15 protein-coding genes and 1 tRNA gene are annotated in these 14,958 nt (G+C 66.1%); 7 read left to right on the top strand and 9 right to left on the bottom strand.

What is annotated here, in order from left to right:
- Positions 1-28 precede the first annotated feature (28 nt).
- Complete coding sequence (locus ACR4XW_RS08895) at positions 29-493, top strand: hypothetical protein (RefSeq protein ID WP_434760194.1); 465 nt, start codon at positions 29-31, stop codon at positions 491-493.
- A gap of 32 nt (positions 494-525) precedes the next feature.
- Here the strand turns inward: ACR4XW_RS08895 and ACR4XW_RS08900 are convergent, their stop codons facing one another.
- Genes ACR4XW_RS08900 through ACR4XW_RS08910 form a run of 3 tightly spaced genes read right to left on the bottom strand, consistent with a single transcriptional unit; the run spans position 526 to position 2,299 of the window.
- Positions 526-1,281, bottom strand: coding sequence for a YbaB/EbfC family nucleoid-associated protein (locus ACR4XW_RS08900; RefSeq protein WP_434760195.1), 756 nt, complete (start codon positions 1,279-1,281; stop codon positions 526-528).
- A gap of 2 nt (positions 1,282-1,283) precedes the next feature.
- Entirely contained in the window at positions 1,284-2,006 is a 723-nt protein-coding gene (locus ACR4XW_RS08905) for a hypothetical protein (protein ID WP_434760196.1), read from the bottom strand.
- 11 nt (positions 2,007-2,017) lie between these two features.
- Positions 2,018-2,299: a hypothetical protein gene (locus ACR4XW_RS08910; RefSeq protein ID WP_434760197.1), complete on the bottom strand. Its 282-nt coding sequence runs from the start codon at positions 2,297-2,299 to the stop codon at positions 2,018-2,020.
- Positions 2,300-2,523: 224 nt separating this feature from the next.
- Here ACR4XW_RS08910 and ACR4XW_RS08915 point away from each other — a divergent pair, with 224 nt between their 5' ends.
- On the top strand, positions 2,524-2,859 hold the full coding sequence (locus tag ACR4XW_RS08915) for a hypothetical protein (protein WP_434760198.1): 336 nt from the start codon (positions 2,524-2,526) through the stop codon (positions 2,857-2,859).
- 22 nt (positions 2,860-2,881) lie between these two features.
- On the opposite strand, the gene ACR4XW_RS08920 is transcribed toward ACR4XW_RS08915, so the two are convergent.
- The gene (locus ACR4XW_RS08920) at positions 2,882-3,175 is read right to left on the bottom strand and encodes a DUF3263 domain-containing protein (protein ID WP_434760199.1); all 294 of its coding nucleotides are present in this window, start codon (positions 3,173-3,175) and stop codon (positions 2,882-2,884) included.
- A 28-nt stretch (positions 3,176-3,203) separates the two neighbouring features.
- On the opposite strand from ACR4XW_RS08920, the gene manA reads away from it, so the two are divergent.
- The 3 genes from manA to ACR4XW_RS08935 all read left to right on the top strand — a co-directional run bounded on the left by manA (position 3,204) and on the right by ACR4XW_RS08935 (position 5,938).
- Entirely contained in the window at positions 3,204-4,445 is a 1,242-nt protein-coding gene (gene manA, locus ACR4XW_RS08925; protein WP_434760200.1) for a mannose-6-phosphate isomerase, class I, read from the top strand.
- A 74-nt stretch (positions 4,446-4,519) separates the two neighbouring features.
- Positions 4,520-5,194 carry a hypothetical protein gene (locus tag ACR4XW_RS08930; protein ID WP_434760201.1) on the top strand — a complete coding sequence of 225 codons (675 nt, stop codon included), beginning with the start codon at positions 4,520-4,522 and terminating at the stop codon, positions 5,192-5,194.
- Positions 5,195-5,305: 111 nt separating this feature from the next.
- Positions 5,306-5,938, top strand: a complete 633-nt coding sequence (locus tag ACR4XW_RS08935) for a hypothetical protein (protein WP_434760202.1) — start codon at positions 5,306-5,308, stop codon at positions 5,936-5,938.
- Positions 5,939-5,987: 49 nt separating this feature from the next.
- Here the strand turns inward: ACR4XW_RS08935 and ACR4XW_RS08940 are convergent.
- The 5 genes from ACR4XW_RS08940 to ACR4XW_RS08960 all read right to left on the bottom strand — a co-directional run bounded on the left by ACR4XW_RS08940 (position 5,988) and on the right by ACR4XW_RS08960 (position 12,085).
- Positions 5,988-6,063 (bottom strand) — tRNA-Thr (locus tag ACR4XW_RS08940).
- Positions 6,064-6,115: 52 nt separating this feature from the next.
- Entirely contained in the window at positions 6,116-6,940 is an 825-nt protein-coding gene (locus ACR4XW_RS08945; protein WP_434760203.1) for a DedA family protein, read from the bottom strand.
- A complete protein-coding gene (gene glmS, locus ACR4XW_RS08950; protein WP_434760204.1) occupies positions 6,940-8,805 on the bottom strand; it encodes a glutamine--fructose-6-phosphate transaminase (isomerizing) in 1,866 nt (621 codons plus the stop codon). The genes ACR4XW_RS08945 and glmS overlap by 1 nt, the downstream gene beginning before the upstream one ends.
- A 95-nt stretch (positions 8,806-8,900) precedes the next feature.
- Positions 8,901-10,028 (bottom strand): mannitol-1-phosphate 5-dehydrogenase, encoded by a 1,128-nt coding sequence (locus ACR4XW_RS08955; protein ID WP_434760205.1) that lies wholly within the window; start codon positions 10,026-10,028, stop codon positions 8,901-8,903.
- The gene (locus ACR4XW_RS08960; protein WP_434760206.1) at positions 10,025-12,085 is read right to left on the bottom strand and encodes a PTS mannitol transporter subunit IICBA; all 2,061 of its coding nucleotides are present in this window, start codon (positions 12,083-12,085) and stop codon (positions 10,025-10,027) included. The genes ACR4XW_RS08955 and ACR4XW_RS08960 overlap by 4 nt, the downstream gene beginning before the upstream one ends.
- A gap of 301 nt (positions 12,086-12,386) precedes the next feature.
- On the opposite strand from ACR4XW_RS08960, the gene ACR4XW_RS08965 reads away from it, so the two are divergent.
- Both ACR4XW_RS08965 and ACR4XW_RS08970 read left to right on the top strand, forming a co-directional pair.
- The gene (locus tag ACR4XW_RS08965; RefSeq protein WP_434760207.1) at positions 12,387-13,481 is read left to right on the top strand and encodes an ABC transporter ATP-binding protein; all 1,095 of its coding nucleotides are present in this window, start codon (positions 12,387-12,389) and stop codon (positions 13,479-13,481) included.
- A gap of 91 nt (positions 13,482-13,572) precedes the next feature.
- A complete protein-coding gene (locus tag ACR4XW_RS08970; RefSeq protein ID WP_434760208.1) occupies positions 13,573-14,958 on the top strand; it encodes a DUF4032 domain-containing protein in 1,386 nt (461 codons plus the stop codon).

A 14,958-nucleotide genomic window follows, 5' to 3' on the forward strand; every position in this document is an offset into this window, starting at 1 on the left:
GGACCGCTGTGGGCCTACGATGCGCACTATGAGCCGAGGACACTGGGTTTTCATTGTTGCGTCATGCGTGGTGGTGTTGGCGCTCATCGTCGGCGTCTCGGTCTGGACCTGGAGCCGCACACGCACTGCCGACCTGTCCGACCCGGCCCAGGCGAGCAAGAGGGCTCAGGAAATCATCGACCGGGCAGGGAGTTCCGAGGCGCTCTCGTTGTCGTACAGCCACGACAGCCTGAGTATCACCTTCATTCGACCCGATCGATCCAGTACCACGCTGACCTGGCGCCGGTTCAAGATCTACGAATCTTCCGAGCCTGATTCGTCCGGTGCGACCTTCGATGCCCGACACGTCGACTGGGACGCCATGGCCGCGGAGCTTTCAATGCCTGACGTCGACAAGGTCCTGATCGACGGGCAGACCGGTGAAGTGAAGGCATACCGGAATGCAGCCCGGGGGGCCCTGAGCGAGATACCGCTCGACCCACTATTGCAGTAGCTCTTAGCTGTTGCGGTGCCGAAGCGAGAGAATCACTGTCGCGGTGGCCACGCCAAGGACGTATCGCGAGGATCCGGCAACCCAATACCTGACAAGTTGCTGGCGTCCAGGAGTTGGTCGAGTTCTGCCGGCATCCGGGGCTGGAGCATCTTGGCCTTCACCTCGTGCGCTTGGGCGACGGCAGCCATCACTGCCTCGGCGAAGCTCTCGTTATCCAAATCTCGAGTTCCCGCACGGTCGATCTCGACCCCCAGAAGCTGGCCGGACACGTCAACGCGAGCGCAGATCGCCCCGTCCAGAGCCTCGCCCTCGAAGTCTCGTTCGGCAGCTTTCAGCCCCATCTCCATCGCATTGACGAACATGTCACGCAGAAAGCCCATATCGCGGGGCACATGCTCATCCAAGGCCTGCTGCAATTGCTGCCGCAGGGCGTCGGGCCCGACGCCTGCAGGACTCTCCGGCATCGCGGGCGGTTGCGGCACACTACCGGCCGCAGCATTGTGCGCCTCGCCTACGGCCGCCACGATTGCGTCGGACAAATTCTCACCGCCCTGTTGAATCGCTTTCGGCGACACATACAGGTCTTGAAGTTGGCCAAAGCTATTGACCGTGGCCTTCACCAACTGTGCCGGATCGGCCCCCTCGTGCCCCTCCGCGAGGCTGTTGGTCATCTCGGAGACTTCCTCACGGACCCGGCTCAGTTCTGCCTGGATCTGGTTCAGATCGCCCCGCTCGGCCACCGCTTGTAGACGCTGGACATTCGCTTGCAACTCGGAAAACGCCGACATACTCAGATCTCCGTCTGCCGATAGGAATCCATCGCGTCGGACAACTGCGGCAGCGCTGCCTCGGGAACGGTGAGCTTGTTGCCGCCGCGTGCCGCCGCGTCCTCATAGAAGAGAGTGGTCATCGAGTTCATCGAGGAGGACAGTTCGCCGGCAGCACCGACCAGGCTCTGGAGGTACGCAACCAACGCGGTCACTCCTGCGACCGCGAAGGCGGCCCAGGCCCCGTAGATCGCCCATTGCGCTGCTGCTCCGGCCGGAGCTCCGACCACGGTGGCCATCGTCGCTGCTGCGGTTGCCAAAGCGACGCTCGCGGAGATCGTCATGGCGAGAAGAGCCAGAATCAGCGCTGCTTGAGCGGTTGCCATGCCATCGCATGCGCCCGCCATCGCGTCCGCTGCCGGCTTGATCTGCTCCAACAGTGGCGCCATCCGGTTGGACCAATACTCCTCCAGCGAAGCGGAGCCTTCCCCTTCCCAGTAGTCCTTGAACTCGGCGAAGGCCAGGGCCAGGTCATTGCTCTCCTGCTCAGCACTCTGCGCGATCTCACGCCAGAGTTCGGCAGTACGTCCGAACTCGAACGGGTCTGCGACTGCCGTCAACACAACAGCGGTGTTGGTAACAACCATGGCGGGCCCTGCGCCGCTGGGCAGGCCGAAGGCAGCGGCTACGCCCACTGCGGCATTCAACGCAACCAGCGTCGCACCCTGGGCAGCAATGGTCGACATATGTGGCCTCCTCAGGCGTTTCGCTCGTATTGCTCGTACAGGTTTCCGACCTCGGTGATCTTCTGACCCAGCGAATCCAGAGCACTTTGCGCCCCTTTGGTCACTTCACCGAATTGTGCGTGAGCATCTTGATAGGCCACACGCAGCCCCAAGGTCAGCATTGGCCACGAAACACCCATCAGACGGGCGTCCTCCCACTGATCTTTCCCGGCTGCCTCGAACTTGTCCGCAGCATCGGAGATTTCCTTGCCGAACTTCTGAAGCCTTTGTGTGTGAACTGAGAGATCGCCCATGCGGAAGACGGTAATGGGTGAATGGGTCAGGACTCGGGCAACCGGAAGATCACTCCTGATGGTTCTAGTCTGGTCTCATGGCGGATCTCACCCGATGGCAACAGTTCAAACGCCTCGTCAATTGGCTCAACCTGAGCACGCCGGGCGGTCTGGTTGTCGCCAGGATCGGCGGGGCGCGCCTCCGCCGGGGCCCCCGGGGGCTCGTTTTGGCGGAGAATTACCGATTGAAGTTCCCGATCGCCGGGGCCTTCACGATCGGCAATGTGGTGATCACCGCGCACCGTTTCGACGAGCAACGGTTACGGCGCCACCCGGGGCTGATCGAGCACGAGGAGAAGCACTCCTGGCAGTGGCTGTGGTGCCTGGGGCTCCCGTTCCTACCGCTCTACCTGTTGGCGATGGCTTGGTCGTGGTTGCGCACCGGCGACCGGGCCAGCCACAACGTCTTCGAGGTTCGCGCCGGTCTGCGTTCCGGGGGTTATCAGCGGCGGGAGGCGCGCAATCCGATCAGCGCAGCGCGCGCGGCCTTGCAAACACTGCGGCGCGGTCAGGACGACTGACCCCGGCGCAGGTCACCAGAATTCAGCGGTCGAGTTCGAAACCGAGCCGACGGGCCGAGCGGGCACGCTGGCGCGAGGAGCGCAACCGACGCAGCCGCTTCACCAGCAACGGGTCGTGGGCCAGGGCAGCCTGAGTGTCGATCAGCGCGTTCAGCACCTGGTAGTAACGGGTCGCGGACATGTTGAACCGTTCCCGGATTCCCTGTTCCTTCGACCCGGCGTATTTCCACCACTGACGCTCGAAGTCCAACAGTTCGGCGTCACGTTCGCTGAGCTGACTTACATCGCCGGTCGGGGTGGCGGCAGGCTGAGACATGGCTTCATTCTAGGGCGAAATCACACCGATGTCATTCGACGCCCCCGTGCTGTATTCCGATGGTGGACGTGATGAGATGGAGGACATGCGCGCACTGATCGGAGAAGTTCAGCACTACGACTGGGGCTCGACCACCGCAATCCCCCGCATCCTGGGGGTGGAACCCGATGGACGCCCCTGGGCCGAACTGTGGCTCGGCGCCCATCCCACCGCGCCCTCGAAGCTGGACGATACCGACGGTCCCACGCTGGACCGGGTGCTGGAGTCCGACCCGTCCGGGATCGGTACCGGCGCGGTGGACGCCTTCGGCCCCCGACTGCCGTTCCTGTTGAAGATCCTGGCCGCCAAACAGGCGCTGTCGCTGCAGACCCACCCGTCCCGGGAACAGGCCGAGGCCGGCTTCGCCCGCGAGGAGGCCGAGGGCATTCCGCGTGACGCCCGTGAGCGGCTGTATGTCGACGACTGGCCGAAGCCGGAGATCATGGTGGCGTTGGAGGAGTTCCACGCGTTGTGCGGTTTCCGCGATCCGATCCAAACCGCCGACATGTTCACCGCCCTCGGCGAGGTCGGGCCCGACCGGCTCGGCGACGTGCTGGCACCGCTGCGTGACCCCGACACCACCAATGCCCTGCGCGAAACCTTCACCTCGGTGCTGCAACTGACCAGCGCCCAGGTGGAAGCCTTCGTCGCCCTGGCCGCCGAGCACACCGACGCCCCCGAGCCGGTGGGTCAGTTCGCGCGCACCGCGGTGGAACTGGCCGCCGACTACCCCGGCGACCCCGGTGTCATCGCCGCCCTGTTGATGAACCGCATCGTGCTGCACCCCGGGGACGCGGTGTTCCTGGAAGCCGACGTGATGCACGCCTACCTGCGCGGTGCCGGGATCGAGCTGATGGCCAACTCCAACAATGTGCTGCGCGGCGGGCTGACCCCCAAGCACGTGGACGTACCCGAACTGTCCCGGATGGTTCACTTCGAGCCCTACACGCCACGGATCTTCCGCGGCACCGAAACCGGGACCGGCCTCACCCACTACGAGGTACCGGTACCGGAGTTCACGCTGTGGCGGATCGACGCCGACAACGAGCCGGTCGAGGTTCCGGCCACGGAACGCGGACGCATCCTGCTGGTCACCAGTGGCACCGCCTCGGTGCAGGGTCCGGACACCGAACTCGCCACATCCCCGGGTCAGGCGGTCTGGTTGGCGGCCGGGGAACAGGCCTCGGTGCGGGGGGTTTCGACCGCGTGGGTGGCGGCCTCCGGGATCTGAACTGGCGTTACTGTCCTGATTTCGTTATCCGGCCCGGTGTGCATTTGCACCTCCGGAGAGTTACCGTTCTACTCGTGACCATTCTCAAGAACACCGCGAAACTGTCCGCCGGCCTGCTGACCGCCACCTTGGTTCTCGCCGGCTGCTCGAATGATCCCGAGCCCACCGAGCCGACCGATCCCACCACCGCCACCGAGCCCACCACGGAGGCGACCGAGGAGCCCACGACCGAAGAGAGCCCCATCGAGGAGAGCCCCTCGGAGGAGCCCAGCGTCGAGGAAAGCCCCTCGCAGGAGCCCAGCACCGAGCAGAGCCCCTCGGGCCAGCCCAGCAGCGAACCGAGCATGGGTCAGGACGGTACCTTCCACGGCACCGGCTACACCCTGAAGGTTCCCGAGGGCTACAAGCAGTCCACCGAGGGTGCCCAGCAGGTCGAGGTGATGTTCACCGACGCCAGCGGTTCCGGCCGAATGAACGTCATCACCACTCCCCTGCCGGGGAGCACCGACCTCGACTCGCTGCTCGAGCAGGCCAAGCCGACCTTGGAGAAGCAGTTCGACAAGATGAGCGACGCCCCGCAGAAGACCCTCGACGGTGAGCCGGCCAAGGGCTTCACCGGCACCATGAACGGCGTCACCGTCACCCAGTACTACTCCATGCACAACGATCAGGTCTTCATCCTGAGCTTCGGTGGTGGAGCGGCCGAAGAGGTCGACAAGTTCATCAGCGGCTGGAAGTGGACTTCCTGATCATCAGCAGGTTGGTTTCTTCCGGTTGAGAAATCCGGTTTCAGCTGTGGCGCGCTTCGGCGCGCCACAGCCAATTTCAGGGCTTTTCCTCCCGATTGTTACGGTGAGCAGGTGAGCACCCTTCGACGTGTTGCAGGTCTGAGTGCGGCGTGTCTGATCGCCGCTGCGGCGCTGGCCGGCTGCTCGGACGAACCCGAGCCGACCGATCCGGACACGCCCGCGGCCGGTGAGCAGGCCACCACCACCCCCGAACCCAGCGCCGCTCCGAGCGAGACCGCCGATCCGACGACCGGGCCCAGCCCCACCGCCGCCGATCCGAGCCCGGTGGCGGGAGGCAAGACCTTCACCGGCAACGGCTACCAGGTGGTGGTACCGGCCGGCTGGCGCACCGAACCGTCGATGGCCGGCGGCCCGGTCGATGTTGTGCTGATCAAGGAGAAGGCCCAGACCACCGACGGGATCTCGGTGGTCATCGCCCCGACCAACGGACAGGATCTGGACACCGTCCTGCCGCAGGCCAAGAAGGCTCTGGAGGGTCACGCGACCGGAATCGCGGATGCCCCGGCGATCACCATCGACGGCAAGAAGGCCCAAGGCTTCAGCGGCACCGCCACCCAGGGCAAGGTGCCCTTCGTGCAGTACTACGTGGTGCAGGGCGACCAGTTGTACGAGATCGACTTCTCGGGCCCCGAGGGCACCAAGATGGTCAAACCCTTCACCGACGCCTGGTCCTTCAAGTCCTGACCGGGTGACCCGCCGGGACGCTGAGCGCCACGGCGGAGCATCCGAGATATGGAGCCTCCGACAGGATTCGAACCCGCGACCGTCCGCTTACAAGGCGGGTGCTCTACCAGCTGAGCTACGGAGGCACGACGCCCTATTGTGCCTTGTTCTGCGCGGGGTTGTCGACGCGAGCCGCGCTCAACTCGCATCGCCGGCCGGGGTGCGGCGATCCCCCTTCTTCGACCGCCACACCATCACCGCGATCATGCCGGCCAGAATCGCCAGGGACAGATACATCGAGTACTGGGCATAGATCTCCACCACCCGCACCGCCGGGGCGCCCAGCGCCCAGCCGAGGGCCAGCCAACCGATCTGCAGGACGGTGGCACAGGCCAGGTTGACGAGGATGAACTTGCGCCAGCTCATGCCCGCCATCGCCAGGGTCGCGTAGATCACCGCCGCCGGGATCGGAATCGGCAGGTAGGTCAGCACCACGGCCGGGGAGGCATATTTCCAGGCCAACCGCTCGGCGCGTTCGGCATTGCGCCGGGCCCGGGGCGATCGTCCGCCGAACACCTCGAGCACCCCGCGGCCCCACAGTTTGCCGGCCCAGAAGTAGATCAGGTCGAACTTGATGATGCTGATGATGCCGATCACCAGGCCCAACGGCCACCACGGATTGCCCGTGGCGCCCAGGGCGCCGATGGTCACCATGCCGGTGCGCGACCCGGTCAGGGCGACCAGCAGATACGGGGTGTAACCGAGCAACACCGGACGCAGCGGCAACATCACCAGGGCGAAGATGCCGACCGCGGTAATCGCGCTCCAGCAGCCGATGTCGGCCTTGGTGGGTTGCCCCTGCCAGGGCATCCGTTCGTCCTCCCACCAGGGACGGTCCTTGTCCTCGGCCTTCCCTTCGGCGGGGGCGGCCTCGGCGTCCGCGACCGACTCGCCGGTCTCGGGAGGCTCCGGCGAGGTCGGCGACTCGGCGTCGGCCGACGACCGGGACGCGTCGGACGCCATCACTCCACGGTCACGGACTTGGCGAGGTTACGCGGCTGGTCGACGTCGTAACCCTTGGCCTCGGCCATCGCGCAGGCGAACAGTTGCAGGGGCACGGTGGTCAGCAGCGGTGCCAGCAGGGTCGGGCTCTGCGGTACCCGGATCACATGGTCGGCGTACGGGGTGACCGCCTCGTCCCCCTCCTCGGCGATGCAGATGGTGACCGCACCACGGGCCCGGATCTCCTGGATATTGGAGACGATCTTGGCGTGCAGCGAATCCCGTCCACGCGGCGAGGGCACCACCACGAACACCGGCTGACCCGGTTCGATCAAAGCAATCGGGCCGTGCTTGAGCTCACCGGCGGCGAACCCCTCGGCGTGGATGTAGGCGATCTCCTTCAGCTTCAGCGCACCCTCCAGGGCCACCGGGAAGCCGACGTGACGGCCCAGGAAGAGCACCGAGGTGGCTTCCGACATCTTCGTGCCGAAGGCCTTGATCTCGTCGGCACCGTCCAGCACCTGCTGGATCTTGGCGCCCATCTGGTTCAGTTCGGCCAGCACATCGGCCACCTCGTCGGCGTACTTGTTGCCGCGCAACTGGGCGAGGTACAGGCCGAGCAGGTAGGCGGCGGCGATCTGGCTCAGGAAGGCCTTGGTCGAGGCCACCGCGATCTCCGGGCCGGCGTGGGTGTAGATCACCGCATCCGATTCGCGCGGGATGGTCGAGCCGTTGGTGTTGCAGATCGCGACGGTCTTGGCGCCCTGTTCCCGGGCGTGGCGCACCGCCATGATGGTGTCCATCGTCTCGCCGGACTGCGACAGCGACACCACCAGGGTCTTCTCGTTGACGATCGGGTCGCGGTAGCGGAACTCGTGGGCCAGTTCGACCTCGGTCGGAATCCGGCACCAGTGCTCGATCGCATACTTGGCGACCAGCCCCGAGTGGTAAGCGGTGCCGCAGGCGACCACCACGATCTTGTCCACCGAGCGCAGCACCGACTCGTCGATGTTCAACTCGTCGAGCACCAGGCGTCCGTTCGGATCGAGGCGGCCCATCAGGGTCTGGTCGATCGCCGCGGGCTGTTCGTGGATCTCCTTCTCCATGAAGGACGGGTAGCCGCCCTTCTCGGCGGCCGCGGCGTCCCACATCACGCGGAATTCCTTGCCCTCGGAGGGGTTGCCGTCGAAATCGGTGACCGAGTACGAGTCGGCGGTGATCGTGACCACCTGGTCCTGACCGAGCTCGATCGCGTCGCGGGTGTAGTCGATGAAGCCCGAGACGTCCGAGCCGAGGAACATCTCACCCTCGCCGACCCCGACCACCAGCGGGGAGTTGCGGCGGGCGGCAACCACGGTGTCGGGACGGTCGCGGTGCAGGGCGAGCAGGGTGAAGGCGCCCTCCAGCCGGCGGGCAGTGTCCTGGACGGCCTTGGTCAGGTCCTCGTCCCCGTTGTTGTTGTAGGTCTCGGCGAGCAGTACCGCGGCCACCTCGGTGTCGGTCTCGGAGGCGAACTCGTGCCCGCGTTCGGTCAGTTCGGCGCGCAGTTCGGCGAAGTTCTCGATGATGCCGTTGTGGATCACCGCCAAGGCGCCGTTGTCGACCACATGCGGGTGGGCGTTGTTGTCGGTCGGGCCGCCGTGGGTGGCCCAGCGGGTGTGTCCGATGCCGGTGCGGGACGTCGGGAGTGGGTCGTCGTCCAGTTCATCGGCCAGATTGGTCAGCTTGCCGGCCTTCTTGCGGTGCGCGATGGCACCATCGGCGGCCACCGCGATACCGGCGGAGTCATACCCGCGGTATTCGAGGCGCCGCAGGCCCTCCATGATCACATCGAGTGCGCTGTGTCCAGCCGCCTCGGTGCCGACGTATCCCACGATTCCACACATGTGGCAGAGCGTAGTTCCCGTCGGCTCCCGACGCGTAATCGACGCACGTTCAAAGGCCTGCCGGGTTCAACCGACAGGCCTTCGAACGCGATATCTCAGTTGGCCCGGAAGACCTCCAGCAGCCCGGCGAAGAGCGGGTGCCCCGCTTCGATACCGGTGACGGTGGTCACGGCCTCTTCGGGGGTCTGCTCGGCGCGGATCTGGGCCAGCGTGGCGACCTCGGGGTCGTCCTCGCTGCGGAACTGCAGCCCGGCACCCACCGCGGCCACCAGGGCCTCGGCGGAGTCACCCCGTTCGGCCAACTCGGCGGCCGGGGAGATGAACCGGTCGTGCCGGCTGAGCTTGCGCATCGGCCCGCGGCCGACCCGTCCCACCGTGTCGGGCAGCCCCTCGTTGGCGAAGCGCCCGAGGATCTTGGTCACGTAGGCGTCGTGTTCACCTGCGTCGAAGCCGTGCTTGGCCACCACCAGGGCGGCGGTTTCGGCCAGGACGGCCTTCACCCGGGCGAGTACCTCGGGGTCGGCGATCGCTTCGGAGATCTTCTCGTGGCCGGCCGCCTGGCCGTACCACGCGGTGGTGGCGTGGCCGGTGTTGACGGTGAACAGTTTGCGCTCGATGTAGGGCGCCAGGTCGGTCACGAAATGTGCCCCACCGATCGGCGGCGGGTTGCCGTCGAAGGGTGTGACGTCGATCGCCCACTCGTTGTATTCCTCGACCGTCACGTCCAGGCCGGCATTCGGGTCCTGGGCCGGGACGATCCGGTCAACCGCGGTGTTGGCGAAGATCGCCTTGGCCAGGTCGTCGGCCGAGCAGTGCTTGGCGACCTCATCGGCCAGGATGTCCGTTGCCGAGATCGCGTTCTCGCAGGCCATCACCGCCACCGGCGGCAGCGCCGCATCGCGACGCTGCAGACCGGCTGCGATCACCGGGGCGATGAACTGCAGGATCCGGACCCCGACCGCGGTGGTCACCACCTCGGCCGAAGCGACCTCGGCGGCCGCCCCGTCCGGATCGTCGGCCGAGTTCACCGCCCGGTAGTTGTCGACCTCGTGCACCGTGCCGGCGCCACCGACCTCGACCACCCGGTAGGAGGGCTGCGAGGACAGCGCGTCGATCAGCGGTGCGGCGACGTCGGCGAAGACGACCTCGTAACCGGCTTGGTGCAACAGCAGCCCGACGAAACCGCGGCCGATATTGCCCGCACCGAAGTGCACTGCCTTCACTGGTTCACCTTTCCGAGCAACTCGACCACTTCTTCGGCGGTGGCTGCGTTGTTGAGCTGTTCGACCTGGGCCTTGTCACCGAAGATGCGGGCGACGTTGGCCAGAATCTCCAGGTGCTCGTTGTCGCGACCGGCGATGCCGATCACCCACTTGGCCTGGTTGCCGTTCCAGTCGACGCCGTTCGGGTAGCGCACCACCGACATCGCCGAGCTGTGCACCTCGGCCTTGGCCTCGTTGGTGCCGTGCGGAATGGCCAGGCCCTCACCCATGAAGGTCGACACCGACTTCTCCCGCTCGTGCATCGCCTCGACGTAGGCCTCGGTGACCGCACCGCGCGCCACCAACAGGGCGCCGGCCTCGTTGATCGCCGAGGTGGCGTCGGTGCCGGTGCCGTCCATCACGACCGATTCGGTGCTGAGAATCGCACCGGACGCGCCGGCCGGTGCCTCGTCGACGATCGCCCGGCTGGGGGTGGCATCGGAGTGTGTCACCGGCGAACCCTCGGCGGCCCGGGCGGCCTGGGCCGTGGAGCCGTCCTGGGCCGGGGTGTCCGGGGCCGTGGTGGTCGCGCCCACCGGGGCCGGGGCGGCATCGGGGTTGTTGCGCCGGTTGACCTCTTCGACCACTTCGTCGTAACGGGGGCTGCCCATGAAGTTGTCGACGGTCACCATCCAGGCTCCGGGAGCCTTGACCTTGGCCCGTTCGGCCAGATCCTGGTGGACGACCATGATGTCCCAGTCGTCGGTGAGGTTGGCGATCGCGGAGTTCTTCACCTCGACCTCGGGGTGACCGGCTTCCTTGATCTTGTTGCGCAGTACCGAGGCACCCATCGCCGAGGAACCCATGCCCGCGTCACAGGCGAAGACGATCCGGCGCACCGGGCCGGTGGCGTCCGAGGGGGCCAGGGCTCCGGCAACCGAGCTCTTCTTGCCCTTCATGGCCTCCATCTGGCTGGTCGCGGCGGCCAAGTCCATCTCCTCGTCGCGCTTGCGCGACAGGCGCAGCAGCAACGCGGCGATCACGAACGAGACCACCGTGGCCGCGATCACCGCCACCACATTGGCCAGGATCGCCGAGGGTGGCGACTGGATCAGGATCGCGATGATCGAACCGGGGGCCGCCGGGGCCCGCACACCGCCGCCGAGCAGGTTCAGGGTGAACACACCGGTCATGCCGCCGGCGATGGCGGCGATGATCAGGATCGGCTTCATCAGCACGTACGGGAAGTAGATCTCGTGAATGCCACCGATGAAGTGGATCAGTGCCGCACCCCAGGCGGACGCCCGCGAGGCCCCGCGTCCGAAGATGCCGTAGGCGAGCAGGATGCCCAGACCGGGGCCGGGGTTGGCCTCCAGCAGGAACAACAGCGACTTGCCCTGCTCCAGGGCCTGCTGGGTACCGATCGGGGTCAGGATGCCGTGGTTGATCGCGTTGTTCAGGAACAGGATCTTGGCCGGTTCGATGAAGATCGAGGTCAACGGCAGCAGACCGTTGGAGACCAGGAAGTCGACCACTGCGGCCGCGCCCTCACTGAACAGCTTCACCGCCGGCCCGATCAGGAAGAACCCGATCGCGGCCATGATCGCGGCGAAAATACCGGCCGAGAAGTTGTCGACCAGCATCTCCAGGCCGGGCTTGATCTTGCCCGCCCAGAGGCTGTCGAGCTTCTTCATCAGCCACGCGGTCAGCGGGCCCATGATCATCGCGCCGATGAACATCGGAATGTCGGAACCAACGATGACGCCCATCGTGGCGATCGCACCGACCACACCACCGCGGGTGTCATGGATCATCTTGCCGCCGGTGTAACCGATCAACAGCGGCAACAGGTAGGTGATCATCGGGCCGACCATGCCGGTGTAGGTATTGCCGTCGGCGTCGGTGCCGAAGCCACCGATCGGGCCGTACGGGGTGAACCCGGCCTCGATGAAGAATGCGGTGATCAGACCCCAGGCGATGAAGGCGCCGATGTTGGGCATGATCATGCCGGACAGGAAGGTGCCGAAGCGCTGGGCCATCGCCCGTGCCGACGACGGCGAAGAAGTTTGAGTGGACATCTGTTCCCTCTTCCACGGACGCGAGCTGTGGGCCACCCCCACATCCGCTTTCCGCCAAACGCTAGTACTTCGATCCCGTGTAGTTGCACCGACCCCCACCGACTGTTGACATTTCGTTGCAAAACCGGACATCCGATTGTGTGCGGGGATCCGGACCGGCCGAGACGCTCACCGACACCGGCCTCACCGCCTCCGGTGAAAGCAGGGGGTTCCCAATGCCGGTGGGGATACGCGATACTGACCGCAACTCCACTACGGATCGTCGGGCACGTACCTGCCCGTGGAACAAGAAAGGTGTGGCATGGCCACCGTGACATTCACCGACGCAACTCGCGTCTACCCCGGCATGGATCACCCGGCCGTGGACAAGTTCAACCTCGAGATCGGCGATGGCGAGTTCATGGTGCTCGTCGGCCCGTCCGGTTGTGGCAAATCGACCACGCTGCGGATGCTGGCAGGTCTGGAAGAGGTCAACTCCGGCACGATTCACATCGGCGACCGCGATGTGACCGACCTGCCGCCCAAGGACCGCGACATCGCGATGGTTTTCCAGAACTACGCGCTGTACCCGCACATGACCGTGGGCGACAACATGGGCTTCGCCCTGAAGATGCAGAACGTCCCGAAGGCCGAACGCGAGGAGCGGGTGCTCAAGGCCGCCAAGCTGCTGGGCCTGGAGGACTTCCTGAACCGCAAGCCCAAGGCCCTGTCGGGTGGTCAGCGTCAGCGCGTGGCGATGGGCCGGGCGATCGTGCGTTCCCCGCAGGTCTTCCTGATGGACGAGCCGCTGTCGAACCTGGACGCGAAGCTGCGCGTGCAGACCCGTACCCAGATCGCCGCCCTGCAGAACGAGCTCGGCGTCACCACCGTCTACGTCACCCACGACCAGGTCGAGGCGATGACGATGGGCGACCGGGTCGCGGTGATGAAGGACGGCATCCTGCAGCAGTGCGACTCTCCGCTCACCCTGTACGACAGCCCGCAGAACGTCTTCGTGGCCGGCTTCATCGGCTCCCCGTCGATGAACCTGATCTCGGGCCGGATCACCGAGGGTGGCGTCGAGGTCGGCGGTTCGGTACTGCCGGTGCCCCGCGAGGTACTGGCCCGGGCCACCGGTGAGGAGACCCTGACGGTCGGTATCCGCCCCGAGGCCTTCGAACTCGCCGAGGGCAACGAGGGCATTGCGGTGGACGTGGCGGTGGTCGAGGAACTCGGCGCCGACTCGTACCTGTACAGCACCTTGGCCAACCAGGAGTCCACCAGCCTGGATTCCGATCAGATCGTGGCCCGGATCACCACCCGGCGCCCACCCGAACGCGGCTCCCAGGTGCGCCTGACCGCCCCGCCGGAGTCGATGCACGTGTTCTCGGACAACACCGGAGAACGCATTTCCTGATCGACGATCGATCCCTCGTCAACGGGCCGGTTCCACGGGAGCCGGCCCGTTGGCGTTCCACCGCCGTGCCACGGCGTGGGACACTGGGACAGTGCCCCGCTTCCTGTCCGCCACCCCCGACACCCGGCTGATCCCACTGCCGTGGAACATTCCGCTCGCGGAATGGCCCACCCATCATCTGGTCGCGTTGCCACGCGGTATTTCGCGGCATGTGGTGCGGTTCATCGGGCTCAACAGTGAGGTTTTCGCCGCCAAGGAAGTGCACGACGCGCTGGCCATTCACGAGTACCGGATGCTGCACGACCTGATGCGGCAGGGCACCCCGTCGGTCGAACCCGTCGCGGTGGTCACCGGACGCACCACCGCCGACGGTGAGCCGCTGGATTCGGTGCTGCTGACCCGACATCTGACCTTCTCACTGCCCTATCGGCAGTTGTTCAGCCCCGGAGTCACCCCCGAACGGGTCGGCCAGTTGGTCGACGCCCTGGTGATTCTGGTTGCCCGGCTGCACCTGATCGGCTTCAAATGGGGCGATATCTCGTTGTCCAATGCCCTTTTCCGGCGCGATGCGGCCGGCTTCGCCGCGCACCTGGTCGATGCCGAAACCGGCGAGTTCCATCCCAGCCTGACCGACGGTCAGCGTGAGCACGACCTGATGATCGCCCGCACCAATCTCTTCGGCGAGTTCTGTGACCTGGAAGCCGGCGGCCTGCTCGACCCGGGTCTGGACCCGCTCACCCTGGTGAACATGATCGAGGGCCGCTACCAGGAACTGTGGTCGGAGCTGACCGGGGTCGAGGAGTTTCCCGGGGCCGAGATCCACCGGATCGATCATCGGGCCCAGCGACTCAACGAACTGGGTTTCGACATCGCCGAGTTGGACATCACCACCACCGCCGACGGCTCGTCGGTGCGGATCCAGCCGAAGGTGATCGACGCCGGCCACCATTCCCGACGCTTGCAACGGATCACCGGCCTGACCACCGAGGAGAACCAGGCCCGTCGGTTGTTGCACGACCTGGACGAATACCGCCGCGCGACCGGCCAGACGGCGGTCGACGAGGCCGCCGTCGCCCACCGGTGGCTGCAGGAGTCCTTCGAACCGGTGATGCGCGAGATCCCCGACGACTTCTTCGCCAAGCTGGAGCCGGCCCAGATCTTCCACGAGGTGCTCGACTACCGGTGGTTCTCCTCCGAAGCCCAGGGTCGGGAGGTACCGCTCGATGTGGCCGCTCGCGGTTACGTCCGCGATGTGCTGGCCGAGCGTCCCGACGAGCAACTCAGCGACGTCCAGTTGCTCGAAGGCGACTTCGACGACGACCGGGTGCCGGTCAACCCCTACGACCCCAGCCACGGCTACCTGGAGGAGGACCAGACCGCCCCGGTCGACCCCTGGGAGAGCGGTGAGGACGAAGACCTGCCCGACCCCGACTTCCTGGATATCGACGCGCTGCGGCGCAAGGCGGACGGGCGGTAG

Origin of the sequence: Pseudenemella bisphenolivorans, assembly GCF_051133435.1 — a bacterium.
Lineage (GTDB): Bacteria > Actinomycetota > Actinomycetes > Propionibacteriales > Propionibacteriaceae > JAAYAO01.